Below are 23,756 nucleotides of genomic sequence, written 5' to 3' on the forward strand. Positions count from 1 at the left end.
ACCCATCACTAGGATTGATGACTTCTCCAAATCCCCCTTATAATCTAACTTTAAGTAGAGAATAGAATTTTCTAGCTGTCCTATTTTCTACGTCTAGCCTTTCTTCCTAGCAAAGCAAAACCACTGGTTGCCGCCACTAAACCAAGACTAGCAAGTGCTGCACTTGATGCTGAACCTGTGTTAGGTAGTTGTTTGCCAGCAGGTGACTGGTAGGTAACATCTTGCATTGTTCCTGCAGTTGCTTGCGGTGCACTTGTTGCCTGAGGAGCAGCATTAGGAGCCACTGGTCTCTTAGGAACTGTAACCATGGCGATGGCTTGCACTCCAATCGTTTCTGCTTCCTTCACATCTTCCACAGTTTTCGCATTCTCAATCTCTTTGAGAGCTGCTTGTTTTTCTGCTTCCACTCTTGCTAAAAGTTCTGCTTGTTCTTTATCAGAAAGCGGTGAGCCTTTGATTTCATCCTGCTTGTCCTTGGCAGCTTTTTCAATGACATTTTTAGCTGATTCTTTTGCATTTGCTAATTGCTTAGAAGCTTGTGATTGAGCTGGGGTTTGTGAACCTGTGTGAGCCTGTCCGCCCGCCTGGCTACCACCGCCTGCATTCGCATTAGCATCTGAGCTTCCAGTATTGCCTCCATTATCTCCACCTGGTGTAGTTTCTGGCTTATACTCTGGTGTAGCTTCTTGAGTTACAGATTCACCTTTCGCAGATTGTTGAACTGTATCTTTCCCTAGAATCGTCACTACTGAACCATCTGGGAATGTGATTGTTGCTGTACCATCTCCAGCTACATTGATTGTCGCTCCGTCTAATGCTGAACCATTTGCTTGTAAAATAGCAACCTTAACTTTTTCTTTTTCTTCATCTGTTAAATGAGTTATATCTTTTACATCTACTCTTTGAGCAGGCGCTTTAACAGTTGATTTTTCAGCAGTCGGTTTAGTGCTATCTTGTGCTTTTGGATCTTGTGCTACCAATTGATTTCCTGGAATTGTAATAGCTGAACCATCTTTAAAGACGATTGTCGCTGTGCCATCTCCAGCTACTTCAACTTTAACATCGCTTCCGAATCCATTTGCATCTACTACAGCTTTTTTAACAGCTTCTTTTTCTTCATCTGTTAATCTTGTAGCTTCTGCTACTTTTATAGGGTTAGCTGGGATGATTACTTTTGTCTTCTCTGCAATTGTTGATTGCTCTTGTGTTGGAACTTCTTCTTTTTGAACTACTAGACTGGTTCCTGGGATTGTATTGACTGAACCATCTGAGTATGTCAATGTCGCTGTTCCGTCTTTAGATACCTTAACATCTGTCGCCGCTGGGTTGGCTGCTTGTACTTTAGCTGTTACTGCGGCTTGTTCCTCAGGTGTTAAGCTATGAGCATTTCCAACTTCTGTAGTTGCTGGCACCACTGCTGGATTTTGCGCGGCTTGTGTTGAAGCTTCATTGTCAGTATCTTTGGCTACTACTAGACTGGTTCCTGGAATTGTGTTTACTGAACCATCTGAGTATGTCAATGTCGCTGTTCCGTCTTTAGATACCTTAACATCTGTCGCCGCTGGATTTGCTTCTTTGACCTTAGCTGCTACAGTATCTTGCTCCGTCTGTGTCAAGTTGTGAGTATTTTCAACAGGTACAAAGTTTCCTGGAACTTGCGCTGGGTTCTTCTCTGCATCTGTCTGAACTTTTGGAGTTTCTTGTTTACTTCCTTTTTCAACAAGTTTATCCCCTGGAATTGTATCTACAGATTTATCTGGATAGGTGATGACTACTGTTCCATCAGGTCTTACTTCTACCGTAGTTCCTGCTGGGAAGTTGTTCGCTTCCTCAACCGCTTTTTTAACCGCAGCCTGTTCTTCTGGTGTTAACTTCGTAGTATTTCCTACTTGTGTTTTTCCTGGGATAACCGGCTCGGTTCTTGACGCGATTGTTCCTGTCTCTTTGTTAGCTGGCGCTACTAATTTATCTTTAGAAATCGTATCGCTTGAACCATCTTTATATGTGATAAGAGCTGTTCCATCTGATTTTACTTCTACTGTTGTTCCATCTGGGAATGTGTTAGTCCCTTCGATGTTTTGACGAACTTGTTCTCTTTCTTCATCTGAAAGTTTTGCTGGATTTTCCACTTCCACTTTGTTTTCAGGAACTTTCGGATCGAATTTAGATGCAATAGAGCCCTCTGGTTGAACTTCATTTATCTTATGAATACCAGCTTCTTTCGCCGCGTTGATTTCATCTTTAGATTGAGCTTTGTTGATGTCTTCAATCGCTTTGTCTTTGACCTTATTGATTTCTTCGATAGCTTTGGCTTTCGCTTCGTCTGATAAATCTTTATTGTTCTTGATTTCGTCAATGCGTTTTTGAGCTTCTTCCAGTATTTCAGCTTTTGCTTTCGCTTTTTCTTCATCAAGGTTTGTTACATCTGGTTTCTTAACTTCTGTATCAGCTTTTGGATCATATTTTTCAATATTTTCTTTTGCTTGATCTGCAATTTGCTTAGCTGTTCCTGCTGATGATGCTTCGTCAATAGCTTTATTAGCATCTTCTTTGGCGTTATTGATTGCTTCTTCAGCTTTTTGTTTTTGCTCTTCAGTTAAGCCCGTATCCTTCTTGATTTCATCAAGTTTTTTCTTAGCAGCGTCTTCTACTTGTTTTTTAGCGTCTTCTTTCGCCTTAGCAAGATCATTATCTTTATCAGCTGTGCCTAAGGAATCAACTACTTCTACTGGTACTTTTACAGTTACTTTAGTGCCATTCGCTAGTGTTACTTCCACTTCTGCTTCTTTAGTTCCTGTTTCAGTTGTAGTTGGTTTAGAAATAACTTTCGCTGTTAGTCCATCAGCTAGTGCTAATTGTTTTAGGATGTCTTCGTCAGTTAAGTCTTTACCTTTTTCTACAGTTACTTTTCCGGATACTAAAGCAGTTTGTAGGTCTAACTCTGGTTTAAAGATACTTGTAGATTGCCCTTTAGCAGTTTGTACTACTACATCTTCTTTTGGTAGATTTCCGTTTGGAGTCTCAACATTGCCTTGATCATCAACCTTGACATCGTCCTTGTTTAAGCCTGGATTTGCTTCAACAATAGCTTTCTTAACATCTTCTTTTTCTTTGTCTGTTAAGTTATCCGAATCTTTAACTCCTACAGGTGTGACAGGTTTCTTCAAAGCTGGTGTTACTATATCTTTTGCTGGTAAATTACCTTGTGGTGTTTCAACATTACCTTGACCATCAACCTTAACATCATCCTTGTTTAAGCCTGGATTTGCAGCTACAACAGCATCCTTAACAGCGTCTTTTTCTGCTTCTGTTAAGTTTTTAGGATCTTTAACTTCTACAGGTGTGACAGGTTTCTTCAAGGCTGGAGTTACAACTTCTCCTGCTAGTAAATTACCTCTTGGCGTTTCAACATTGCCTTGACCATCAACCTTGACATCGTCCTTGTTTAAGCCTGAATTTGCAGCTACAACAGCATCCTTAACAGCGTCTTTTTCTGCATCTGTTAAGTTATGGACATCTTTAACAGGGACAAGATTTGTCGGTTTTTTCAAGGCTGGTGTCACTACATCCTCTGCTGGTAAGTTGCCTTTTGGTGTTTCAACATTGCCTTGATCATCAACTTTAATTTTATCTTTTTTATCCGCTAAATCAGGATTATTTTTAATAATCTCTTCTACAATCTTAGATTTCTCTGGTTCTGTCAGTTTAGATGGGTTGACAACTTCAACTGGGTTTGTTGGTTTCTTCAAGGTAGAAGTTACAACATCTTTTGCCGGTAAGTTACCTTGTGGTGTTGTGACATTTCCTTGATCGTCAACTTTGACTTTATCCTCAGTTAAACCTGGATTTGCAGCTACAACGGCTTTCTTAACCGCTTCTTTTTCTTTAACTGTTAAGCTATTTGGATTTTCTACTTCAACAAGTTTATTCGGTTTATTTAAGACTGTCGTTACAACATCTTCTTTTGGTAGATTTCCTTTTGGAGTTGTTACACTGCCATCAGGATTTACTGTAACATCACCTTTGTTTAAGCCTGGATTTGCAGCTGCGACAGCATCCTTAATGTCCTCTTTTTCTTTTTCTGTTAAAGCATTAGGATTTCCAACTACAACTGGTGTTGTTGGTTTCTTCAGGGCTGGAGTTACTACATCTTTTGCAAGTAATTTATCGCCATTCTTAGTTGTTACATTACCTTTATCATCGACTGTAATATCATCTTTGCTTAGACCAGGATTTGCGTTAGCTACAGCTTCTTTCACTTTTTCCTTTTCATCATTTGTTAAATGATTTGGATCAGCTACTACGACTGGTGTCGCTGGTTTGTTTAATGCTTGAACAACAACTTTTTCTGCTTCCAAGTAACCTTTAGGAGAAGCTACATCTCCCTTATCACTCACATAGACTTCAGATTCTTCTAGTTGAGGGTTAGTCGCCACAATCGCTTTTTTAACAGATTCTTTCTCTTCATCTGTTAAATGATTGATATCTGTAACCTTAACCTTTTCTTTTGGTGGAGTTAACTTTCTCTTAGCTGTTTCTGTAATATCTTGTGGAGTATGAACAGCAGCAATTTCTTGTCTACCTTTTTCTGTTGCCGATGCTATATCTTCTGGCGAAGTTGCATTATTAATGTTTTCTTCGTGTTTTGCTTTAAGTTCATCAACTTGTTTCTTCAATGCTTCTTTTTCTTTTTTAGATAATGCATTGTCTTCATCAATTTCAGCTTTTTCAGCATCTGCAGCTTTTGTTAGATCAGCTTTTGCTTTTTCCTGATCAGTTGCTTTTCTTACAGGTACTTCGATTTCATCTTTTGATCCATCTGGATATGTAACTTCTACTACAACTACTTTCTTACCTGTATTCGCTCCTGTTCCTTCCACAATTTCTCCGTCATTTTTGACTTGTTTGTCTTTTGGTTGTGGTTGTCCTTCTGGTACTACTACAGCTTCTGTAATTGCTTTTTTATCTGCTTCCGCTACTTTTTTATCTGTAGCCGGATCGACACTTACTGGTACTTCTCCTGCTGTAACTGTTGGAGTTGATTTATCCGCATCTGTTTGGTGTACTGCATCGATTGCTTTCTTACCATCTTCTGTTGCTTTTGCTACTTCGTCAGTTGTTCCAGTTTTATCAATGTTTTCTTCTTGAGCTTTCTTAACCTTATCTACTTCTGCTTTCTTATCTGCTTTTTGTTGATCTGTTAAGCCTTTATCTGCTTCAATTTCTGCTTTTTCTTTGTTAGCTGCTTCTGTTAAGTCTGCTTTCGCTTTTTCTTTAGCTTTATCTAACTCTGTTTTGTGCACTGCATCGATTGCTTTTTTACCGTCTTCTGTTGCTTTTGCTACTTCGTCAGTTGTTCCAGTTTTATCAATGTTTTCTTCTTGAGCTTTCTTAACCTTATCTACTTCTGCTTTCTTATCTGCTTTTTGTTGATCTGTTAAGTTTTTATCTGCTTCAATTTCTGCTTTTTCTTTGTTAGCTGCTTCTGTTAAGTCCGCTTTCGCCTGCTCTTTTGCTTTGTCTAACTCTGTTTTGTGCACTGCATCGATTGCTTTCTTACCTTCGTCTGTTGCTTTTGTTACATCTTCTGGCGTTGTCGCTTTATCGATATTTTTTTCTTGTTCTTCCTTAACTTTATCAACTTTGTCTTTTTCAGTTTTCTTTTGATCTTCTGTTAAGTTTTTGTCTGCTTCAATTTCTGCTTTTTCTTTGTCCGCTGCGTCTGTTAAGTCTGATTTCGCTTGCTCTTTTGCTTTGTCTAATGCTTTTTCTGCTTCAGTTTTCGCTTCTACAGTCTTAGAGGCAGGAAGTTCATTTTGTGATTTGTCAGAGTACGTTACAGTTACTTTCCCTGTATTGTCTACTGAAATTTGATCATCAGTTAAGTTTGTGTTTGCTTTCTTAACTGCTGCTTTTACTGCTTCTTTTTCATCATCTGATAAATTAGCAACATTATTAACTTTTACTTTTTCTGGATCATTTAGTGGAGATTTCGCAGCATCAGTTCCTTCTACTGGTACATCAACTGTTCTTGTAATACCATCGTGAGTGACTGTTACTGGTACTACTTTCTTATCGCCTTTTTCTGCAATAGCTCCATATTCTACAGAATAAGTATCATCTAAATCGTTACCGTTTGCTGTTACTTTAGCTTTTACTGCATCTTTATCGGCTTGTTCTGTTAAGCTTTCTCCTACTTTAGGTACAACAGATATTTTTGCTGCTCCATCTTTCACTGCTAAAGTGAAGTCTTCTGCTTTACCTGATAAAGCGAATCTAGCTTGTTGCAACCTCGCTAAAGCATCATCCACATCTTTTTGTGTAGCATCTTTATTTCCAAACACCTCTTGTGCTTTAGTTAACGCTTCATCATACGCTCGCTTCTTAGCCTCATCTGTTTCTTTAACGTAAGCTGGTGACGCTTTGATCATCCCCGATTTATCAATTTCAGATTTTAAATCATCTTTAGATACAGGAATAGCTGCATCTTGTCCCGTCAAATCTTTGATTGCTTTTGCTAAGTCATCAATCATTTTCGCTACTTGTGACGTATCGGCTGCATCTTCATCCTCACTAGCATTTAAATCCGCTATTTTTGAAGCTTTTTCTTTTGCTTTATCAAATGCTATTTTCTTATCCTGCTCCGCATTTTTGTATGCATCCCCTGGAGCAATTTCATCAGTCGCTTTCTTCACTAATCGTTGTAAAATGTCCATCCGATTATCCAAGCCTTGAGCTGCTGTTACAATCACTTCAATTTCATCTTTATCTCTCGCATTAGTTACCAACTCTGTTAGACTAGCTTTTTGAGCTTTATTTAAATGAGGTAAATTATTAATAGCCTTTATCGCCTCATCCCTTGTTGCTTTCGATTCTGCATCTTTGATAATATTGTCCAATTGACCTTTTGAAGTTGCACTATCAATCGCTATTTTATATTTCTCTCTATCAGCATCTGACAAACCAGGAATTTGATCTATTTTTTTCTTATATTCGTCTTTTAGTTTATCAGCTACATCTTTAGCTTTTTGGGATTCATTGGTAGCCTTTTGTTTCTCGGCCTCTTCTAGAATCTTTTCTATATCCGTAATAGTTTTAGCATCTTCAATTCGCTTTTTATAGTCATCAGCTGTTGGATTTTTCAAACTATCTTTAATATTTTCAATTTGAGAACTTGCTGTTGTTTTAGCTTCTGTTAGATTAGTCTTTTCAGCTTCTGTTAAAATTTTATCTAACAATCCTTTAGTATAGTCTAAAGCTTTATTCTCCGTACCATCTCCATCATTTGGATCAGCGATAATTTGATCATCTATTTGTTTACGGAATGCTTTCTTCTCAGTTTCTGTTAGATATTTTAATCCATTGATTTTTTCTTTTATTTCACGCTTTTTAGATTCAAGCCCAGATTCATTCTTTGAATTTCTAGCAATAGCTGTATCCACAACACTATTAATAGCTTCTTGAGTTGTTTTTCCATTCAACTGATTTTTGAAATATTCTTTTTCCTTTTCTGATAGATAAGTTAGATTATCAATCGCTTTCTCGCCTTTTTTGATTGCTTCATCAGCGCTGAAAGTTTTTGTAGCTTTTTGTTTAAATAGATGATTTTTAGGTATGACCAATCCACCATTCGGAAAATCATCTACATACAAATACCCTTTACCATCTTGTTGATTAATTTGAATGTTTTTTCCCACAAAATCCTGTGATGTATTTGCTTCTCCGACAGCTGTAATCTTCCATTCCCCATTTTCTTCAACATGACTCATCCCATTTGTGTCATAAAACCTTTTGCGGGCATTTTTAATATCTTCAGATGTTAAACTGTCATAATTATCCACCTCATATGGATTATACTGATATTTATAATCTTCCGGTCCTGCTACTCCTGTCGTATTTGGATCTGATTTCTCATAAACAAGGGATGTGCCTGGGATAACATCTTTTGACCCATCTAGGTATGTAATTGTCGCTGTACCATCATCCGAAATACTAATACTACTATCCGCTGTTGCATTAGCATCCTCACCTTTTTTTACATTTTCTATGAATTTATTATGAGAGTTCTCTGGAATAGCCTCACTTTTAGTGTCTTGGTTTGCTTCCCAAATTTTATTTTTCAGTTCAGCTTTTTCTTTATCTGATAATTTCTTTTCGTTCTCTACCCCTATACGTTTAGGAAGTTTAGGTTCAAATAATTCTTTGTCTTGATATAGTACTGGAACTGTCACTGTCAATACTTTAAAACGTTGACGTTCTGAACCTAAGTGTCCAATTCTAACCCCAGCTCCAAAATCTAATGTATATCGATCATTTTTCAAAGTAGGGTCTATCACTCGATACTTTACAACCATCGTAGCAAACTGATTAGTCGCTCTTTCCCAGTCAGAATAAATACTCTTTGTATTTCGTTTGAAAGCATCAAAAATCCCCTGATCGGTCGGTGTTCCTTCTACAGGTGTCCCTACTCTATGCTCAAACATACTATCAAAAGTATCGCGATAAATGACACCTGAACTATCCTCCTCTCCAGTGACATCATTATATCGTTCCCATTTATCAGTCTGTCCAGCTCCCATGCCTTGGGCATCTTGCTTATTTTGATAACGAGATGCTACCTTATTAGAAACAGAAACCCAAGGAGAATCTTGTTTCCAACTAGTCATGACCCTATTTGTACTAGTCGTTTTTAATTGAATCTCTACTGGCTCACTCAAACCAATTGGCGTTGTAAACCAAAAATCAGGACGGCCTCCTCCGTAGTGTACATCGTGGTTGTTAACACCTTCAAAACCACCGTTATATTTATAAGTTACTGTTACATAAGGATTTGTTTTGCTATATTGTGACCAATCCACATTTATATCAATTTCTTTATCTACATTGACAGTTTCATGAACTCCACTTCCAGTCGCTTCAAAAGGAGTATCTCCTACATTTGTATATAAAGTCGTGACGTTTCCATCTTGTGTATCTCTTGAATAATACAAAGCCGCATCTACAATGTTCGGATTTATAGCCACCCCAACTAAAGATGCCCCTATCAAACACGACGCTGCTCCAAAGCTAAACTTTCTAATCGAAAATTTTTCCACACGCTGCCACATTTGCTTGGAGCGTTTCTGCGTTCTCTTATACTTCATTCTTTGATCTCCATTTTTTATTTTTATTTCTTCTTATTCAAAAAGCCAATACAATATAATACAATTTTATTATAATATATCTACTTTAGGTGATAAGAATATACGTACATTATAGCATAAAATCCCCCCCCCGTCCACTTTTAGCCTAATTTTTACTTTAATTAAAATATATAGAAATTTACCCTATTTGCTATCATTTACTCACTAAACATTTATACAGATTTATAAATTTTAATCGATTCTCATTCAAAAACATAAAATAAGTCATTCTAGGTATCTGAAGCCCTATCCACCTCCACTTACTTCATCAAAAGTAAAAAATAACGAAAAAACCCTACCAGAACCAAAATTGTCTGGTAAGGTTTTTCTCTGAATATAGTCACTAGGCTTATACTCAATGAAAATCAAAGAGCAAACTAGGAAGCTAGCCGCAGGCTGCTCAAAGCACTGCTTTGAGGTCGTAGATGAAACTGACGAAGTCAGCTCAAAACACTGTTTTGAGGTTGCAGATAGAACTGACGAAGTCAGTAACATACCTACGGCAAGGCGACGCTGACGTGGTTTGAAGAGATTTTCGAAGAGTATTAACTAAAAAGCATGACTAGCAATGTTATTGAATATGATTAGCTAAATCTTCCTGAGCTTTTTTATTTGACTCAGCTTTTTCTTTTAGCCATTTGTCATAGAGTTCTTGGTACTGTTTCGCAGTTACTGCCTCTTTTTGCAGTTCAACATATTTGTAGTTATCAGCATCTCCCTTATGACCAACGAAAGAGAAAGCTCCTGTGAACGGTACAGTCTTACGGAAGATTGGGTTAGCTCCACCACTTTGAACCGGTAGGAAGAGGGCGCTGTCAGTCAACCAAGCTTGGACTTCAGCAAATTTTTCATAACGAGCCTGAGTATTTTCAACTTCGCTATCTGCTTCATCTAGTAACTTTTTGTAAGCAGAAAGTCCAATTTTTTCTTTTACTTCATTATCTTTTCCAGCAGTCAAACCAATATTGTTAAGCTGAGAACCTGATTCTGGATCCAAGAGATCAAGATAAGTTTTCGGATCTGAGTAATCTCCGCTCCAACCTGAAATATCAATGTCATAGTCCTTTTGTTCAGCTGTATCTGCAAAGAATGTAGCTTGATCCTTCTCGTCTGGAGAAAGTTGAATCACGTCAATCACAACGTTGTCCGCCCCAAGGGTTTCTTCCACTGTCTGCTTAAAGGAACTTGCTTGTTGCACATCTAACTTGGCCGTCTGGTCAACCGGCATATCCAAATGAATTGGGAAGGTCACGCCTTCTGCTTGCAAGGTTTCTTTAGCTTTAGCAAATGCTGCCTTGGCTTTTTCAGCATTCAAAAAGGCAGGTTGCGCATCATTCAAATTGATATTCGACCACTCTGTACCATAGTTAATAATCTTTTCATTGACAACATCTCCAAAGTTTTTACCACCGATTTGGACAAAATCACTTGGGATAAGCGTGTTACGCAAGATACGGTCTGCTCCATCTTCACCATTTGTCTGCGCTGCATAAGCATGACGGTCAAAGGCAAAGTTGACAGCCTGACGGAAATCCTTATTTTGCATGGCCGCAAGTGAATCTGTCTTTTCCTTATCAGACTGTTTCATGGTCTGCTTGTAGCTTTGACGATTAACGTTAAAAAGATAGTAGAAAGTAACTGAGTTTTGTGGTGTATAGGTAATCTTGTCCTCGTTTCCCTTCTTGAGTTCAGCAAAGACTGAACTTGTCGGGAAGATACGACCGTCCGAGTAGTTCCCTTCCAAAAATCCTCTCGCTAAACTATCTTGATCAGAACCGTCAAAGAAAGAGAGTTTCACTTTCTCAATTTTCACATTGTCCTTATCCCAGTAATTAGGATTTTTATCAAATTCAATCAAAGATTTTGATGAGAAAGATTTAAACAAGTAAGGACCATTTGACAAGATACTGGATGGTGTTACACTTCCAAAGTCATCTCCCTTAGATTTCAAAAAAGCTTCATTTACAGGACTCAAAATGCCCCCAGTAGTCTTAGAATTCCAGTAAGATTCTGGTTTATTCAGAGTATATTGAAGAGTATAGTCATCCACTGCTTTAACTCCAACAGTCTCAAAGTCAGATGTTTCCCCCTCAACGTAGTCTGCGAGGCCCTTGATAGAGTCTTGGACCAAGTACAAGTTTTCAGCCTTTTTATCAGCCGCATACTTGAGACCTGTCACAAAGTCATGAGCCGTTACATCCGCATACTCTTCGCCCTCTGAAGTGTACCATTTCGCCCCCTGACGGATTTTATAAGTGTAAGTCAAACCATCTTTTGACACCGTCCATGACTCAGCCATAGACGGAATGAGATTACCGTACTTATCATTTTCTAACAAGCCATCAATCAAGTTGGTCGTAATACTAGAAGTGGAACCACGTGTTGAAGTAATGTAGTCCAAGGTATCTGGGTTATTGACAAAGATATAAGAGTAAGTCTTATCTGCATTACTTGATTGGGAAGACCCACATGCCGCTAGAGCTAGACCTGCTGTCAAAGCCATAGCTCCAAAAAGCATAACTTTTGATTTCTTCATGATTATTCTCCATTTTTTACAGTATGTGAAATATTATACACTATTCCAGCAAAAATATAAAGCCTTTTGAACTTTTTTACAAAAATAAAAATCAGTAGACTCGAGTTCCTACTGATTTTTGTTATGGTTCGTTTGGATTATGCAGCCAAAACTTTGCGTCCTTTACGACGACGAGCTGCCAATACGCGACGACCGTTTTTAGTTGACATACGGTTACGGAATCCGTGTTTGCGCGCACGACGAAGTTTACTTGGTTGATAAGTACGTTTCACGATGAATACCTCCTCATAGATTTTGTATTCGTTTAGCCGGCTATAAAGTGATCAGTTACTAAACATACTTTACTATTCTATCTGATTCTTTCACTTTTGTCAATAGCTCTAGGCAAATGTTTCCTGCTTTTTAGCGCTTTTTCGAATGTAAGCCCTATCTACGATACTGTTTCAAGAAACGAGTCATCTTTTCTTGAATTTGGGCCAGTTCATCGACACGAGGAAGGTAAACAATACGGAAGTGGTCTGGTTCCTGCCAATTGAACCCGCGGCCATGAACCAAGAGAACCTTTTCCTGTTTCAAGAAATCAAGGACAAACTGCTCATCATCATCGATACGGTACATATTGCGGTCGATTTTAGGGAAGATATAGAGTCCAGCCTTAGGTTTAACCGCAGACAAACCTGGAATATCTTGAATGGCATTGTAAATGAAATTTCTTTGCTCGTAAATTCGTCCACCAGGAAGGAGCAATTCATCAACTGATTGGTGGCCACCCAAGGAAGTTTGTACGACTTGTTGGGCCAAAACGTTAGAGCAAAGGCGCATATTGGATAGCATATTGAGCCCTTCGATATAGCCCTTGACATGAGTCTTAGGACCAGACAAGACCATCCAACCCACACGGAAACCAGCGATACGGTGGGATTTTGATAGACCATTCATGCTGACACAGAAGACATCAGGTGCCAAGCTAGCCACAGGCGTATGCACATGTCCATCCATGACCATGCGGTCGTAAATTTCATCCGCAAAGATGATCAAATCATTCTGACGGGCAATCTCAATGATTTCTAATAAGAGTTCCTTAGGATAAAGGGCTCCAGTTGGGTTGTTTGGATTGATAAGGACGATTGCCTTGGTATTGGAGGTGATTTTTGACTTAATATCGTCAATATCTGGGTACCATTCTGCAGCTTCATCACAGATATAATGAACGGCATTTCCTCCAGCTAGGCTGACAGCAGCTGTCCAGAGAGGATAATCTGGCATAGGCACCAAAACCTCATCTCCATTGTCCAAAAGCCCCTGCATGGACATAACAATCAACTCACTGACACCATTTCCAAGGTAAATATCATCAATATCGACATTGGGGAATTTCTTCAACTGACAATACTGCATGATGGCCTTACGGGCTGAGAAAATCCCTTTGGAATCAGAATACCCTTCACTATCACGCGCATTCATAATCAAGTCATGAATGACCTCATCTGGCGCTGTAAAGCCAAATTCTGCTGGATTTCCTGTATTCAAGCGTAAAATCTTTTCTCCGTTTGCTCGCATCCGCATGGCTTCTTCCAAAACAGGACCACGGATATCATAAGCAACATGCTCTAACTTACTAGACTTGTTATATTCTTTCATCTTGTTTCCTCAATTCATCAGGATAGTAACATTATACCACTAGAAAGAGAATGGGACAAGTTTACTGGAATGTGTTACTAGATTCGGATAGAAGAAAAACCTCGCTAAAAGCGAGGTCGAGACAGTGGAGATAGCAGGTGTTTTGCCAAAAAACATCACATACCAAAAGATAAACCTAGAAAAAGCAAGCCTAAAAAGGAGTCATAGAGAAGATTGAACATGAGGAAAAGCCCCCACATCATCAAGTAATCCCAGCGACCACTTCTTTTAGCAACTAGGAATAATATCAGATGATAGATTAGGTGAAAGACTAAAAAGCCAACAAAACCTGGATAGAGAAGCGGTACCAGACTCTCTAATTGCCAGATCATAATCACTTCTACCAAGACAGAGGCTAGGATGATTCCATAATAAAGGAAATTTGATTTTTTTGATTCTTGAAAAGAGTTTTTCATCATTCTCCCTCCCTTCACTTCTTTCCTGCTATCCTTTCTTTTATTTTATCATATATTTATATAGATTTTAAACGCTAACATTCTTTTGAAAAAATACTTTTTTTGCTTTACTTCTATAGTGAAAAGGTTTACAATTATAGTAAGAAAATTTCAGGAGGTTTCATTATGGCACAACGTTACCAAAATATTATGGTCGCAATCGATGGTTCTAAGGAAGCGGACTTGGCTTTTGTCAAGGGAGTTCATTCTGCTCTACGAAACGATGCTAAACTCACCATCGCTCATGTCATTGACACACGCGCTCTCCAAAGCGTATCCACCTTTGATGCTGAAGTTTATGAAGAACTCCAAGTCGACGCTGAAAGTCTGATGAAAGAGTACGAAAAACGTGCTAAAGATGCTGGTGTGACAGATGTTCACATCGTTATTGAAATGGGAAATCCAAAGACTCTCTTGGCACGTACTATTCCAGATGCTGAGGAAGTCGATCTCATCCTCGTTGGCGCAACCGGTCTCAACGCCTTTGAGCGCCTCTTGGTCGGTTCTTCATCTGAATACATCCTCCGCCATGCTAAGGTCGATTTGCTGGTTGTGAGAGAACAAGAAAAAACCTTATAATCACGAAGAAAAGGAGCTCAGCGCTCCTTTTTGTTTACTATTTATACTCTTCGAAAATCTCTTCAAACCACGTCAGCTTCTATCTGCAACCTCAAAGCAGTGCTTTGAGCAGCCTGCGGCTAGTTTCCTAGTTTGCTCTTTGATTTTCATTGAGTATTATTTCTCTCTTTATGGCGTTCGTAAGCCTTGAGCTGGCGCTTCAGTTCCTTTTTAATAGCAGGTTCTGGAGCATATTTTTCTTCCCAATCATCTGGTTTTAAGATTTTGTGAGTCACTGGATCAAAATGAGCCTTGCCGTCAGGGAAAATTTTCCCCATATTAGCCTGATGGACAATGTCAAAAATACGTTCTGGGTCCACTCCCATCAAGACAAAACTACCGTAGGTAAAGTAAAGTGTGTCAATCAAGGCATCCACTTGCCCTACCAAATCTTGCTGAGCAGGCGTCTTCTGTGCTACCTTATCTGCTGCCTTATCAAGGGCCTGATGAAGTTGCGATAGAGCTTGACCAAAGTCCTCTTCAGAAGGGCTGGCAGCTCGAACAAACTCCACCAATTCTTCTATTTTAAAGCCAGCCCTATGGGTTGCACCTTCTAAATCCCAAGCTCGAGGTTCTTCTTGGGTTCGTTCATCCATCATGTGGTGGAAGGTCTTGACCTTATTGAAATGATAGTCACGGCTGACAAAGACTTTTTCTGAAGCTAAAACACCAAAATGTTCTAGGGCCTTATGGATTCCGTCTTGCTGATTGCTGGTGGTAATGTGCTTGGCAACTTCCTTGACACTGCTACTACCATTTCCCATAGCGACCGACATACCGACACCAGCCAGCATTTCAAGGTCGTTATCCGAATCACCAAAGGCCATCACTTGGTTGAGGTCAAAACCATATTCTTTCCCAACTCGTCGAATACCTTCCAATTTAGAGTTTCCTTGATTGATGACATCCGCTGCAAAAGGATTGCTACGTGTCAATTTCAAGTCTTCAAAATCAGCTGCAGCCTTCTCAGATTCTTCCGGTGTCATCAGCATCAAAACTTGGTAGATAGGCTGATTCATCAGATGAAGCAGGTCTTCTTCCTTTTGGGGAACAACCTTGCTGACCATACGATTAAAGGAATGACTCACTGTCCGAGTTAAAACAGAGGGAACGAAGCGACTGATTCGTTGGGAAAAAGAACCCAAACCAAAGGACATGATTTTGGAACCCAACATGGCATCCTTGGTCCCTAATGCAATCTCCTTGCCCTCTTTTTTAGCATACGTAATGAGCTGGCGCAAATGTAACTTGGAAATTGGGCTCGTGAACAAGACTCTGTCTTTAGTAAAGATATACTGGCCATTATAGGTTACCGCAAAGTCCAAATCCAAATCGTCCATCAATTCCTTAACAAAAAAAGGTCCTCGCCCTGTCGCTACACCAACCAACACCCCTTGTTCTTTGACAATCTTAATCGCGTCCTTAGTGGATTTCAAAACACTCTTGCGATCGTTGACCAAGGTTCCATCGATATCAAAAAAAACAGCTTTGACTTCCATCCTATCCCAATCTCCCCTTTTGTGATACAATGATTATACCACATTTCAGAAAGAGTGAGTAAATCATGCCTAAGAAAATCCTTGTTTTACATACGGGAGGGACTATTTCCATGCAGGCCGATGCCTCTGGCGCTGTTGTAACGAGTTCAGATAATCCCATGAACCATGTGTCCAATCCCCTCAACGGAATCCAAGTCCATGCCCTAGACTTTTTTAACCTGCCAAGCCCTCATATCAAACCTAAGCATATGTTGGCCCTCTACCAAAAAATCAAAGAGGAAGCTGCTAACTACGATGGGGTGGTAATCACACACGGAACCGACACTTTGGAAGAAACAGCCTATTTCCTTGACACCATGGAAGTTCCCCATATGCCTATCGTTCTAACAGGTGCCATGCGCAGCTCTAACGAACTCGGTAGTGACGGTGTTTATAATTATCTGAGTGCTCTACGAGTGGCCAGCGATGACAGGGCTGCTGATAAAGGAGTTTTGGTCGTTATGAACGATGAAATCCACGCAGCCAAGTATGTTACTAAAACACATACAACCAACGTCAGCACCTTCCAGACTCCAACACACGGGCCACTTGGTCTGATCATGAAACAGGAAATCCTCTACTTTAAAACAGCTGAACCTCGTGTTCGCTTTGACCTTGATCACATACAAGGATTAGTCCCTATCATCTCTGCTTATGCTGGTATGACAGATGAGCTGATTGATATGCTTGATTTGGAACAATTGGACGGTTTGATTATCCAAGCCTTCGGAGCTGGTAATATTCCTAAAGAAACGGCTCAAAAATTAGAAAGCCTTCTGCAAAAAGGAATCCCAGTCGCCCTGGTTTCCCGATGCTTTAACGGTATCGCAGAACCTGTCTATGCCTACCAGGGTGGGGGCGTACAGTTGCAAAAAGCAGGTGTCTTCTTTGTCAAAGAACTCAACGCCCAAAAAGCCCGCTTGAAACTCCTCATTGCCCTCAATGCCGGACTAACAGGGCAGGATTTGAAAGACTATATGGAAGGCTAATACTCTTCGAAAATCTCTTCAAACCACGTCAGCTTCCATCTACAACCTCAAAGCAGTGTGTTGCGCAGCCTTTAACCAGCCGCCTAGTCCGCTCTGTGGTATTCATTGAGTCGACATCTCTTGTTTAAGAGCACAAAATCAGGAAATCTTCTCGATTCCCTGATTTTTTCTATTTCCGTTTTCGTGTTGAGCGACGTTCTGTCAAACCATGAGGTAAGAGAACTTCACGTTCTTCCAACTCTTCCTTATGCATAATCTTAGTCAACATACGCATACTAATGGCACCAAGGTCATAAAGAGGTTGGGCAATAGTTGTCAAGTTTGGACGGGTAAAGCGTGCAATTTGCGAATCATCACTAGTAATAATCTCAAATTCTTCTGGTACTGACACACCCTTATCAGCCAAACCGTTCAAGACACCTGCTGCCAACTCATCACCTGTCACAACTGCTGCAGTTGCGTTTGATGAAATCAAGCGCTCTGCTAAGGCGTAACCATCATCATAGCTATATTTAGATTCAAATACCAAACCCTCACTATAAGCGATTCCTGCTTTTTTCAAGGCTTCCTTGTAGCCAACTAAACGAACCTTACCATTGATGTCATCCACTAGCGGACCGCTAACGAAAGCAATACGCTCATTTTCTTTAGCAAGGTAACTCACTGCATCAATCGTTGCTTGCTTATAGTCAATATTGACACTTGGCAACTGGTGCTCAACATCGACAGTTCCTGCGAGAACAATCGGAGTACGTGAACGCGAAAATTCTGAGCGAATTTTATCTGTCAAGTGATAACCCATAAAGATAATGCCATCTACCTGCTTTGAAAAGAGGGTATTGACAACAGAAACTTCTTTCTCGTTATCTTCATCGCTATTAGCTAAGACAATATTGTACTTGTACATTTCTGCAATATCATCAATCCCCTTAGCCAAACTCGAAAAATAACCATTGGTAATATTTGGAATCACGACACCGACAGTGGTTGTCTTTTTACTTGCAAGACCACGCGCAACTGCATTTGGACGATAATCCAAACGATCAATTACCTCTAGCACTTTTTTACGGGTATTCTCTTTTACATTTTTATTGCCATTGACCACACGGCTGACCGTCGCCATGGAAACACCTGCTTCACGAGCGACATCATAAATGGTTACTGTATCATCTGCATTCATTCCTTTTCCTGTCCTTTCTATCCCACACATTCTTTTACAAGTAGAGGCACCGATTGAAACTCTATATCTACTTACAAAAGTGAAGATGTGAAAATTTCGTTTTCATGTTTCTACTTATTCCATTCTATCACTAATTGTAAACACTTTCAAGTGTTTTTTGAAGATTGATTGAAAAAATTTCATAGAAAGCCTAGGTTTAGCTCTTGCTACCACCTTAGAGTAAACAAAAAGGAGGAAACTAAGCCCTCCTCTAGTTACAAATTGTTTGATTGAATCACTTCAATTTTAGCACATAATGGTTTTAGAGTTATAATAGTATCACAACCAACCAGATTCTTTCGCGATATTAGCTGCCTCTGTTCGATTACCTGCATCTAGTTTCGAAAGAATATTGGTGACATAGTTTCGGACGGTTCCGTTGGATAAATAAAGTTGATCTGCAATTTCTTGGTTAGACAAGCCTTGAGCAATTCCCTTTAAAACAGCAATCTCTTGTTCTGTCAACGGATTGGGATGCGTCATCACCACTTCCATCAATTCAGGCGAATACTCCTTGCGCCCTTCGAGGACGGTGTGCAAGGTTTGCATGAGCTCTGCAATGTTTCTTTCTTTTAATACATAAGCATCTACTCCAGCCTTGACCGCACGTTCAAAATACCCAGGACGCTTGAAGGTCGTCACCACAACCACCTTTGTTTCTAGATTTTCTGCTCGTATCCACTCCAAAACTTCAAGACCTGTCTTAACAGGCATTTCTACGTCAAGGATGGCTATATCTACAGACTCCTTTTCTAATAGTTGGATTGCTTCTTGCCCATTCTTGGCTTGTAAGACAGACTCTACATCTGCTTGAAAGGCAAGCAACTGGCACATGGCATCTCGCAACATACTTTGATCTTCTGCGACTAATACTTTCATCTTAGTTTCTCTCCTTATAAGGTAGTCGAACTTGCACTTCCGTTGGATGTTTCTGACTGATTACACTTACTTCTCCTGAAAATGGAGAAACACGATCTCGGACTGTATGGAGCTCATCTCCTTTTAGAAAAGCAAAGCCGCAGCCATCATCACTTACTGTTAAAATGAGTTCCTTCTCTGTCCGTTCTAATTTTAAGTAAGCTTTAGACGCTTTGGCATGTTTGATGATATTGGTCACTAACTCAAGCAAAATCATGGAAGCCATTGACTCCAATTCTTGAGTAAGGCTAGCAGTATCTAGTTGGTTATCCGTTTCCACCTCAATTCCAGCAATTTCTAACATCTTTTTCACAGTCTCTAGTTCGGATGTCAAAGTTCTAGACTTAAGATTTTCCACAATGGTTCGCACTTCACGCATTGATTCTTTGCTAATTTGCTGTATTTCTCTTAATTCCTTTTCCACCTGTGGATAAGCCTGTATTTGAAATAACTGCAAGGCTAGATCAGTCTTGACACTCAACATAGCAAAGGTATGCCCCAGACTATCATGCAAATCTTGACCGATACGACTGCGTTCATTTTCAGTAAGCAATAGATTTATCTGGGCATTTTGCTTAGCCTGTGCTTCTTTCAAATCCTCCACAATCCGAATCCGAACCAAGCCAAAAGTCATTAAATCGACAAAAGCAAGAATTACAAGTAGATAGAATAGAAACTCAACTTCGATTCTCTGAAAAATCAACAGTTGGCCCACAACAAGGACTTGAGCAAGAAGAAAAGTCCAGACATGTAAAGACTTTAAACCACCTACGCTGAAATGATAACTTAAGAGATTGGATAGGAAAAAGAAAAACCAGATATAATTAACAGCAACAAAGGCAGTATTCCCAACTACATAAGTCAGCATGAGGCCCCAATATAGCCAAGATAGGCGCTGGCTCTTAGTTGTTAAAACACCCAAATACGCCACTACAAATAGAATATCAATCAATAAATGCCAGGCAGAAAGCCACCCAGTCACTACAGGTAGGATGGGGAAAATCATAAAAATTAAACTGGCCCAAAACATATAGTGTATGCTTTTCAGTCTTTCAAGCATTAAGCATTCTCCTTATGACCTTGAAGGTAAATGGTCAAACCAAACAAAACTGCTGAAAAAACAAGTAGATAAACTGTGGCTGATAGATTGATGCTACCCTCGTTTAAGAAGGTCTTGAGCAACTCCATCAACTGATAAGTTGGTAGGCACTTCCCGATTGCTTGCATCCAGTCTGGAAATAAAGAGATGGGCATCCAGAGTCCACCTAAAACAGCCAAACCTAGATAGAGAAGATTGCCCACGACAGACATCAGCTGACTAGAAGGCAAGAGTGTCAAGGTCAAGCCAAGCGCTACAAAAGCTACACTTCCTACTATCAGCAAGAGCGTAGCCCCAATCCAGCTTCCTAAAGGCATATCCACACCTCTGACCAAGTGCCCAACTGAGAAAACAACCAGGATTGAGACCAGATAATCAACCATCATACTTGTTATCTTTGATAGATAATATTCTACCATATTTACCGGAGTATGGCGCAATGTTTTCTGCCAGTTGTTGATTTTATCTGTATGTAAAACAGCTGGGAATGAGAAGATAGCTGTCGACATCATGGAAAAGGCAGTCATAGAGATAAGGTAATCACGCATAAAATTCGCGGGTCCACCTGGTGTGTCCTGGTACATGCCTGAAAAGAATAGATAGAAGGCTGTCGGCATCCCTACGGATAATAGATAATAGACTAATTGTCGTTTGGTCAATAGAAATTCTATCTTGTTTAGTGCGATCCATTGTTTCATCTTAGTCATCTCCCTTTTGTGTTTCTTCAAAGATTGTATCCAGCAAGCTACGATTATTGACTTCAATTTCTTGAATCCTACATCCTGCTCGGACTAATAGTTCCCAGAAAGCATTTGCCTCTCGTGTGACAACTTGCAGAGCATCTTGTTTTTGTACCCACCTTTCAACCAAGACTGACTTCTCAACGACTTCCTTATAAGATATAGGAAGGATAAAGTGCTTTTCTATTTCCTCGCTACGCATGGCTAGTGGTGTCGTATCGCGAATCAACTCTCCCTTATTTAAGAGCAAAATGCGGTCTGCGGTGTGTTCCACTTCCTCAATATAATGGGACGAATAGAGAATGGTGACTCCCTGCGCTTTTAGCTCCTGAACAATTTCCCAAAAACGTTGACGAGTAGAGGTATCCATAGCAGCAGTTGGTTCATCTAAAAAGACAAGCTTTGGTCGCCCAATTAAGGTCAAGACAAAAGAGAAAAGACGCTTTTGTCCACCTGATAATTTTTCTGCGAATTGCTCTTTTTGTTGCTGGTCAAACTGTAATAGTTGATCGATTTCCTGGTTGTTTAAGGGATTTGGATAGATACGTTGAAAGAAAGCAATCAACTCTTTAACTTTTAATTTCTGAACGATTACATTTTCTTGAGGGAGGTAAGCCCTAGTATAGGCTAACTTAGAACTCGTCACTGGTAAACCTTGAATAGATACTTGACCGCTTGTGACTAGTTTATCTCCAAGCAAACAATCTAAGAGTGTTGTCTTCCCAGCTCCATTGGGCCCAATCAAGGCGACGCATTCACCTTCAGCTACCTCAAAAGAAATATCCTTCAAAATAGCCTTGCCCTTGATGTTTTTATTTAGACTTTCTACCTTAATCATGTTCATGATATTCTCCTTTCAGCCACTCCTTTCCCATAGGAAAGACGATAAAAATCATAAATCCTAGTCCCCAGGCACCACGGATGAATTGGTGAAGGAAGGCTTGATCAAACCAACCTGTAAACATTTCTACCAACCATACCACTAGTGATAGTCCAATAAAAAGATAGAGAAACGCTTTTTTCATTTTTCAAACTCCTTTTTCACATCTGAGACTAATTTCAAACCTTCTCGGATAAGCCAGGACATCATTCCAAATCCTGCAAATAGCTCCCAAGGAAAATGATAGAAATCTTCATCCAATCCTGAGAACATGAGATAAGTCATGACTCCTGCTGCTACTAAACTCATTGCGACAATTACTTTATGTTTCATTTTTTCTTCCTCCACTTGATACATCTAGTATAATTCTTTGAAGGTAGAATCACTAGAAGCTTCTGTCATGAGGAGATATGACAAATGTCATAAAAGATTCTGTTCAAAACAAGCAAGATACACTATACAATAAAACACAAGTAGAAAAATCTAAGGCAACTTCCTCAAAAGAGATATCAAACCCCATTCACACTATAATGTAAACTAATACTTATTTAAAATCAAAAGAGCGGAAATTTTTATCGTACAAACATATATATTATATGTAGGACAAAAAACTCTTCAATTACTTTCTTAAAAGTTTGTAAGAATTATACAATCTGTTAAATTTTAATTTATGTACCTAAACTACAGTATTCATTGAACAAATCAGGAAACAAAAAATATACGCAATCAAAATGAATTGCTGAAAATCAAAAAAGAGAGAACCAAAATGATTCTCTCTTAATGTATATAATATCTAGTTTTAAAAATACACACTCACATATCTCTGTAATATATCGGGAAGACAGGATTCGAACCTGCGACACCTTGGTCCCAAACCAAGTACTCTACCAAGCTGAGCTACTTCCCGAGTTAAATAGAAAAATGCACCCTAGAGGAGTCGAACCTCTAACCGCCTGATTCGTAGTCAGGTACTCTATCCAGTTGAGCTAAGGGTGCTCCATATTATGCCGAGGACCGGAATCGAACCGGTACGATCGTTACCAATCGCAGGATTTTAAGTCCTGTGCGTCTGCCAGTTCCGCCACCCCGGCCTCTCTAAGCGAACGACGGGATTCGAACCCGCGACCCCCACCTTGGCAAGGTGGTGTTCTACCACTGAACTACGTTCGCACTGTTTTCTTCTATCTAAAAATGCCGGCTACATGACTTGAACACGCGACCCTCTGATTACAAATCAGATGCTCTACCAACTGAGCTAAGCCGGCTCATTTGTTATATCTTAATGCGGGTTAAGGGACTTGAACCCCCACGCCGTTAAGCGCCAGATCCTAAATCTGGTGCGTCTGCCAATTCCGCCAAACCCGCATATATGACCCGTACTGGGCTCGAACCAGTGACCCATTGATTAAAAGTCAATTGCTCTACCAACTGAGCTAACGAGTCTAAAATAACTTCCGTTATTCTAACGGTCCCGACGGGAATCGAACCCGCGATCTTCGCCGTGACAGGGCGACGTGATAACCGCTACACTACGGGACCTTTGGGAGTTAACGGGATCGAACCGCTGACCCTCTGCTTGTAAGGCAGATGCTCTCCCAGCTGAGCTAAACTCCCTAGAGCTAAGCGACTTCCATATCTCACAGGGGGCAACCCCCAACTACTTCCGGCGTTCTAGGGCTTAACTTCTGTGTTCGGCATGGGTACAGGTGTATCTCCTAGGCTATCGTCACTTAACTCTGAGTAATACCTACTCAAAATTGAATATCTATTCAAACCAAGAAAACCGTTCGCTTTCGTATTCTCAGTTACTTTGGATAAGTCCTCGAGCTATTAGTATTAGTCCGCTACATGTGTCGCCACACTTCCACTTCTAACCTATCTACCTGATCATCTCTCAGGGCT

The 23,756-nt window shown here is 39.8% G+C and carries 16 protein-coding genes, 9 tRNA genes and 2 rRNA genes; 3 read left to right on the top strand and 24 right to left on the bottom strand.

The window, feature by feature from the left end; translation table 11 throughout:
• Positions 1–80: 80 nt before the first annotated feature.
• Entirely contained in the window at positions 81–9,143 is a 9,063-nt protein-coding gene (locus DSY56_RS08875) for a DUF1542 domain-containing protein (protein WP_112445160.1), read from the bottom strand.
• Positions 9,144–9,540: 397 nt separating this feature from the next.
• On the opposite strand from DSY56_RS08875, the gene DSY56_RS12465 reads away from it, so the two are divergent.
• Positions 9,541–9,699, top strand: coding sequence for a hypothetical protein (locus DSY56_RS12465; RefSeq protein WP_234990571.1), 159 nt, complete (start codon positions 9,541–9,543; stop codon positions 9,697–9,699).
• Positions 9,700–9,753: 54 nt separating this feature from the next.
• Here DSY56_RS12465 and DSY56_RS08885 read toward each other — a convergent pair whose 3' ends face one another.
• The 4 genes from DSY56_RS08885 to DSY56_RS08900 form a co-directional block, all read right to left on the bottom strand.
• Positions 9,754–11,718 carry a peptide ABC transporter substrate-binding protein gene (locus DSY56_RS08885; RefSeq protein ID WP_112445162.1) on the bottom strand — a complete coding sequence of 655 codons (1,965 nt, stop codon included), beginning with the start codon at positions 11,716–11,718 and terminating at the stop codon, positions 9,754–9,756.
• A gap of 137 nt (positions 11,719–11,855) precedes the next feature.
• A complete protein-coding gene (gene rpmH / locus DSY56_RS08890; protein WP_000831905.1) occupies positions 11,856–11,990 on the bottom strand; it encodes a 50S ribosomal protein L34 in 135 nt (44 codons plus the stop codon).
• A 154-nt stretch (positions 11,991–12,144) separates the two neighbouring features.
• Positions 12,145–13,359 carry a pyridoxal phosphate-dependent aminotransferase gene (locus DSY56_RS08895; protein WP_000666455.1) on the bottom strand — a complete coding sequence of 405 codons (1,215 nt, stop codon included), beginning with the start codon at positions 13,357–13,359 and terminating at the stop codon, positions 12,145–12,147.
• A gap of 155 nt (positions 13,360–13,514) precedes the next feature.
• Positions 13,515–13,817 (bottom strand): hypothetical protein, encoded by a 303-nt coding sequence (locus DSY56_RS08900; RefSeq protein ID WP_200832425.1) that lies wholly within the window; start codon positions 13,815–13,817, stop codon positions 13,515–13,517.
• Between the two features lie 162 nt (positions 13,818–13,979).
• Here DSY56_RS08900 and DSY56_RS08905 point away from each other — a divergent pair, with 162 nt between their 5' ends.
• Positions 13,980–14,432, top strand: coding sequence for a universal stress protein (locus tag DSY56_RS08905; protein ID WP_000079152.1), 453 nt, complete (start codon positions 13,980–13,982; stop codon positions 14,430–14,432).
• A 146-nt stretch (positions 14,433–14,578) separates the two neighbouring features.
• Here DSY56_RS08905 and DSY56_RS08910 read toward each other — a convergent pair whose 3' ends face one another.
• Positions 14,579–15,970: a Cof-type HAD-IIB family hydrolase gene (locus DSY56_RS08910; RefSeq protein ID WP_112445166.1), complete on the bottom strand. Its 1,392-nt coding sequence runs from the start codon at positions 15,968–15,970 to the stop codon at positions 14,579–14,581.
• A gap of 65 nt (positions 15,971–16,035) precedes the next feature.
• On the opposite strand from DSY56_RS08910, the gene DSY56_RS08915 reads away from it, so the two are divergent.
• A complete protein-coding gene (locus DSY56_RS08915; protein WP_112445168.1) occupies positions 16,036–16,998 on the top strand; it encodes an asparaginase in 963 nt (320 codons plus the stop codon).
• Between the two features lie 169 nt (positions 16,999–17,167).
• On the opposite strand, the gene ccpA is transcribed toward DSY56_RS08915, so the two are convergent.
• The 18 genes from ccpA to DSY56_RS09005 form a co-directional block, all read right to left on the bottom strand.
• On the bottom strand, positions 17,168–18,178 hold the full coding sequence (gene ccpA / locus DSY56_RS08920; protein WP_050253459.1) for a catabolite control protein A: 1,011 nt from the start codon (positions 18,176–18,178) through the stop codon (positions 17,168–17,170).
• A gap of 318 nt (positions 18,179–18,496) precedes the next feature.
• A complete protein-coding gene (locus DSY56_RS08925; RefSeq protein WP_049512651.1) occupies positions 18,497–19,096 on the bottom strand; it encodes a response regulator transcription factor in 600 nt (199 codons plus the stop codon).
• Position 19,097: 1 nt separating this feature from the next.
• On the bottom strand, positions 19,098–20,195 hold the full coding sequence (locus tag DSY56_RS08930) for a sensor histidine kinase (protein WP_112445170.1): 1,098 nt from the start codon (positions 20,193–20,195) through the stop codon (positions 19,098–19,100).
• Positions 20,195–20,932, bottom strand: coding sequence for an ABC transporter permease (locus DSY56_RS08935; protein WP_112445172.1), 738 nt, complete (start codon positions 20,930–20,932; stop codon positions 20,195–20,197). Before DSY56_RS08935 ends, DSY56_RS08930 begins: the two co-directional genes overlap by 1 nt.
• 1 nt (position 20,933) lies before the next feature.
• Complete coding sequence (locus DSY56_RS08940) at positions 20,934–21,818, bottom strand: ATP-binding cassette domain-containing protein (RefSeq protein WP_112445174.1); 885 nt, start codon at positions 21,816–21,818, stop codon at positions 20,934–20,936.
• Entirely contained in the window at positions 21,805–21,999 is a 195-nt protein-coding gene (locus tag DSY56_RS08945; RefSeq protein ID WP_112445176.1) for a hypothetical protein, read from the bottom strand. Before DSY56_RS08945 ends, DSY56_RS08940 begins: the two co-directional genes overlap by 14 nt.
• Entirely contained in the window at positions 21,996–22,187 is a 192-nt protein-coding gene (locus DSY56_RS08950; protein ID WP_012972435.1) for a hypothetical protein, read from the bottom strand. The genes DSY56_RS08945 and DSY56_RS08950 overlap by 4 nt, the downstream gene beginning before the upstream one ends.
• A 500-nt stretch (positions 22,188–22,687) precedes the next feature.
• Positions 22,688–22,761 (bottom strand) — tRNA-Pro (locus tag DSY56_RS08955).
• 15 nt (positions 22,762–22,776) lie between these two features.
• Positions 22,777–22,850: transfer RNA gene (locus DSY56_RS08960), tRNA-Arg, on the bottom strand.
• 9 nt (positions 22,851–22,859) lie between these two features.
• Positions 22,860–22,945: transfer RNA gene (locus tag DSY56_RS08965), tRNA-Leu, on the bottom strand.
• A 7-nt stretch (positions 22,946–22,952) separates the two neighbouring features.
• Positions 22,953–23,024 (bottom strand) — tRNA-Gly (locus DSY56_RS08970).
• A gap of 22 nt (positions 23,025–23,046) precedes the next feature.
• Positions 23,047–23,119, bottom strand: a tRNA-Thr gene (locus tag DSY56_RS08975).
• Positions 23,120–23,137: 18 nt separating this feature from the next.
• Positions 23,138–23,219, bottom strand: a tRNA-Leu gene (locus DSY56_RS08980).
• A 5-nt stretch (positions 23,220–23,224) separates the two neighbouring features.
• Positions 23,225–23,297: transfer RNA gene (locus DSY56_RS08985), tRNA-Lys, on the bottom strand.
• A 23-nt stretch (positions 23,298–23,320) separates the two neighbouring features.
• Positions 23,321–23,393 (bottom strand) — tRNA-Asp (locus DSY56_RS08990).
• 2 nt (positions 23,394–23,395) lie between these two features.
• A tRNA-Val gene (locus DSY56_RS08995) sits at positions 23,396–23,468 on the bottom strand.
• 4 nt (positions 23,469–23,472) lie between these two features.
• Positions 23,473–23,588, bottom strand: a 5S ribosomal RNA gene (gene rrf, locus DSY56_RS09000).
• 76 nt (positions 23,589–23,664) lie between these two features.
• Positions 23,665–23,756, bottom strand: a 23S ribosomal RNA gene (locus tag DSY56_RS09005); the annotation flags it as partial.

This window comes from Streptococcus sp. 596553, from assembly GCF_900411395.1.
Taxonomy (GTDB): Bacteria; Bacillota; Bacilli; order Lactobacillales; family Streptococcaceae; genus Streptococcus; species Streptococcus mitis_BA.

Coding starts and splice junctions, on each gene's coding strand:
- DSY56_RS08910 (WP_112445166.1), bottom strand. CDS start 15,970: ATGGAAGTCAAAGCTGTTTTTTTTGATATCGATGGAACCTTGGTCAAC.
- DSY56_RS08940 (WP_112445174.1), bottom strand. CDS start 21,818: ATGAACATGATTAAGGTAGAAAGTCTAAATAAAAACATCAAGGGCAAG.
- DSY56_RS08950 (WP_012972435.1), bottom strand. CDS start 22,187: ATGAAACATAAAGTAATTGTCGCAATGAGTTTAGTAGCAGCAGGAGTC.
- DSY56_RS08900 (WP_200832425.1), bottom strand. CDS start 13,817: ATGATGAAAAACTCTTTTCAAGAATCAAAAAAATCAAATTTCCTTTAT.
- DSY56_RS08915 (WP_112445168.1), top strand. CDS start 16,036: ATGCCTAAGAAAATCCTTGTTTTACATACGGGAGGGACTATTTCCATG.
- DSY56_RS12465 (WP_234990571.1), top strand. CDS start 9,541: ATGAAAATCAAAGAGCAAACTAGGAAGCTAGCCGCAGGCTGCTCAAAG.
- ccpA (WP_050253459.1), bottom strand. CDS start 18,178: ATGAATGCAGATGATACAGTAACCATTTATGATGTCGCTCGTGAAGCA.
- DSY56_RS08930 (WP_112445170.1), bottom strand. CDS start 20,195: ATGCTTGAAAGACTGAAAAGCATACACTATATGTTTTGGGCCAGTTTA.
- DSY56_RS08895 (WP_000666455.1), bottom strand. CDS start 13,359: ATGAAAGAATATAACAAGTCTAGTAAGTTAGAGCATGTTGCTTATGAT.
- DSY56_RS08905 (WP_000079152.1), top strand. CDS start 13,980: ATGGCACAACGTTACCAAAATATTATGGTCGCAATCGATGGTTCTAAG.
- DSY56_RS08935 (WP_112445172.1), bottom strand. CDS start 20,932: ATGAAACAATGGATCGCACTAAACAAGATAGAATTTCTATTGACCAAA.
- DSY56_RS08945 (WP_112445176.1), bottom strand. CDS start 21,999: ATGAAAAAAGCGTTTCTCTATCTTTTTATTGGACTATCACTAGTGGTA.
- DSY56_RS08925 (WP_049512651.1), bottom strand. CDS start 19,096: ATGAAAGTATTAGTCGCAGAAGATCAAAGTATGTTGCGAGATGCCATG.
- DSY56_RS08885 (WP_112445162.1), bottom strand. CDS start 11,718: ATGAAGAAATCAAAAGTTATGCTTTTTGGAGCTATGGCTTTGACAGCA.
- DSY56_RS08875 (WP_112445160.1), bottom strand. CDS start 9,143: ATGAAGTATAAGAGAACGCAGAAACGCTCCAAGCAAATGTGGCAGCGT.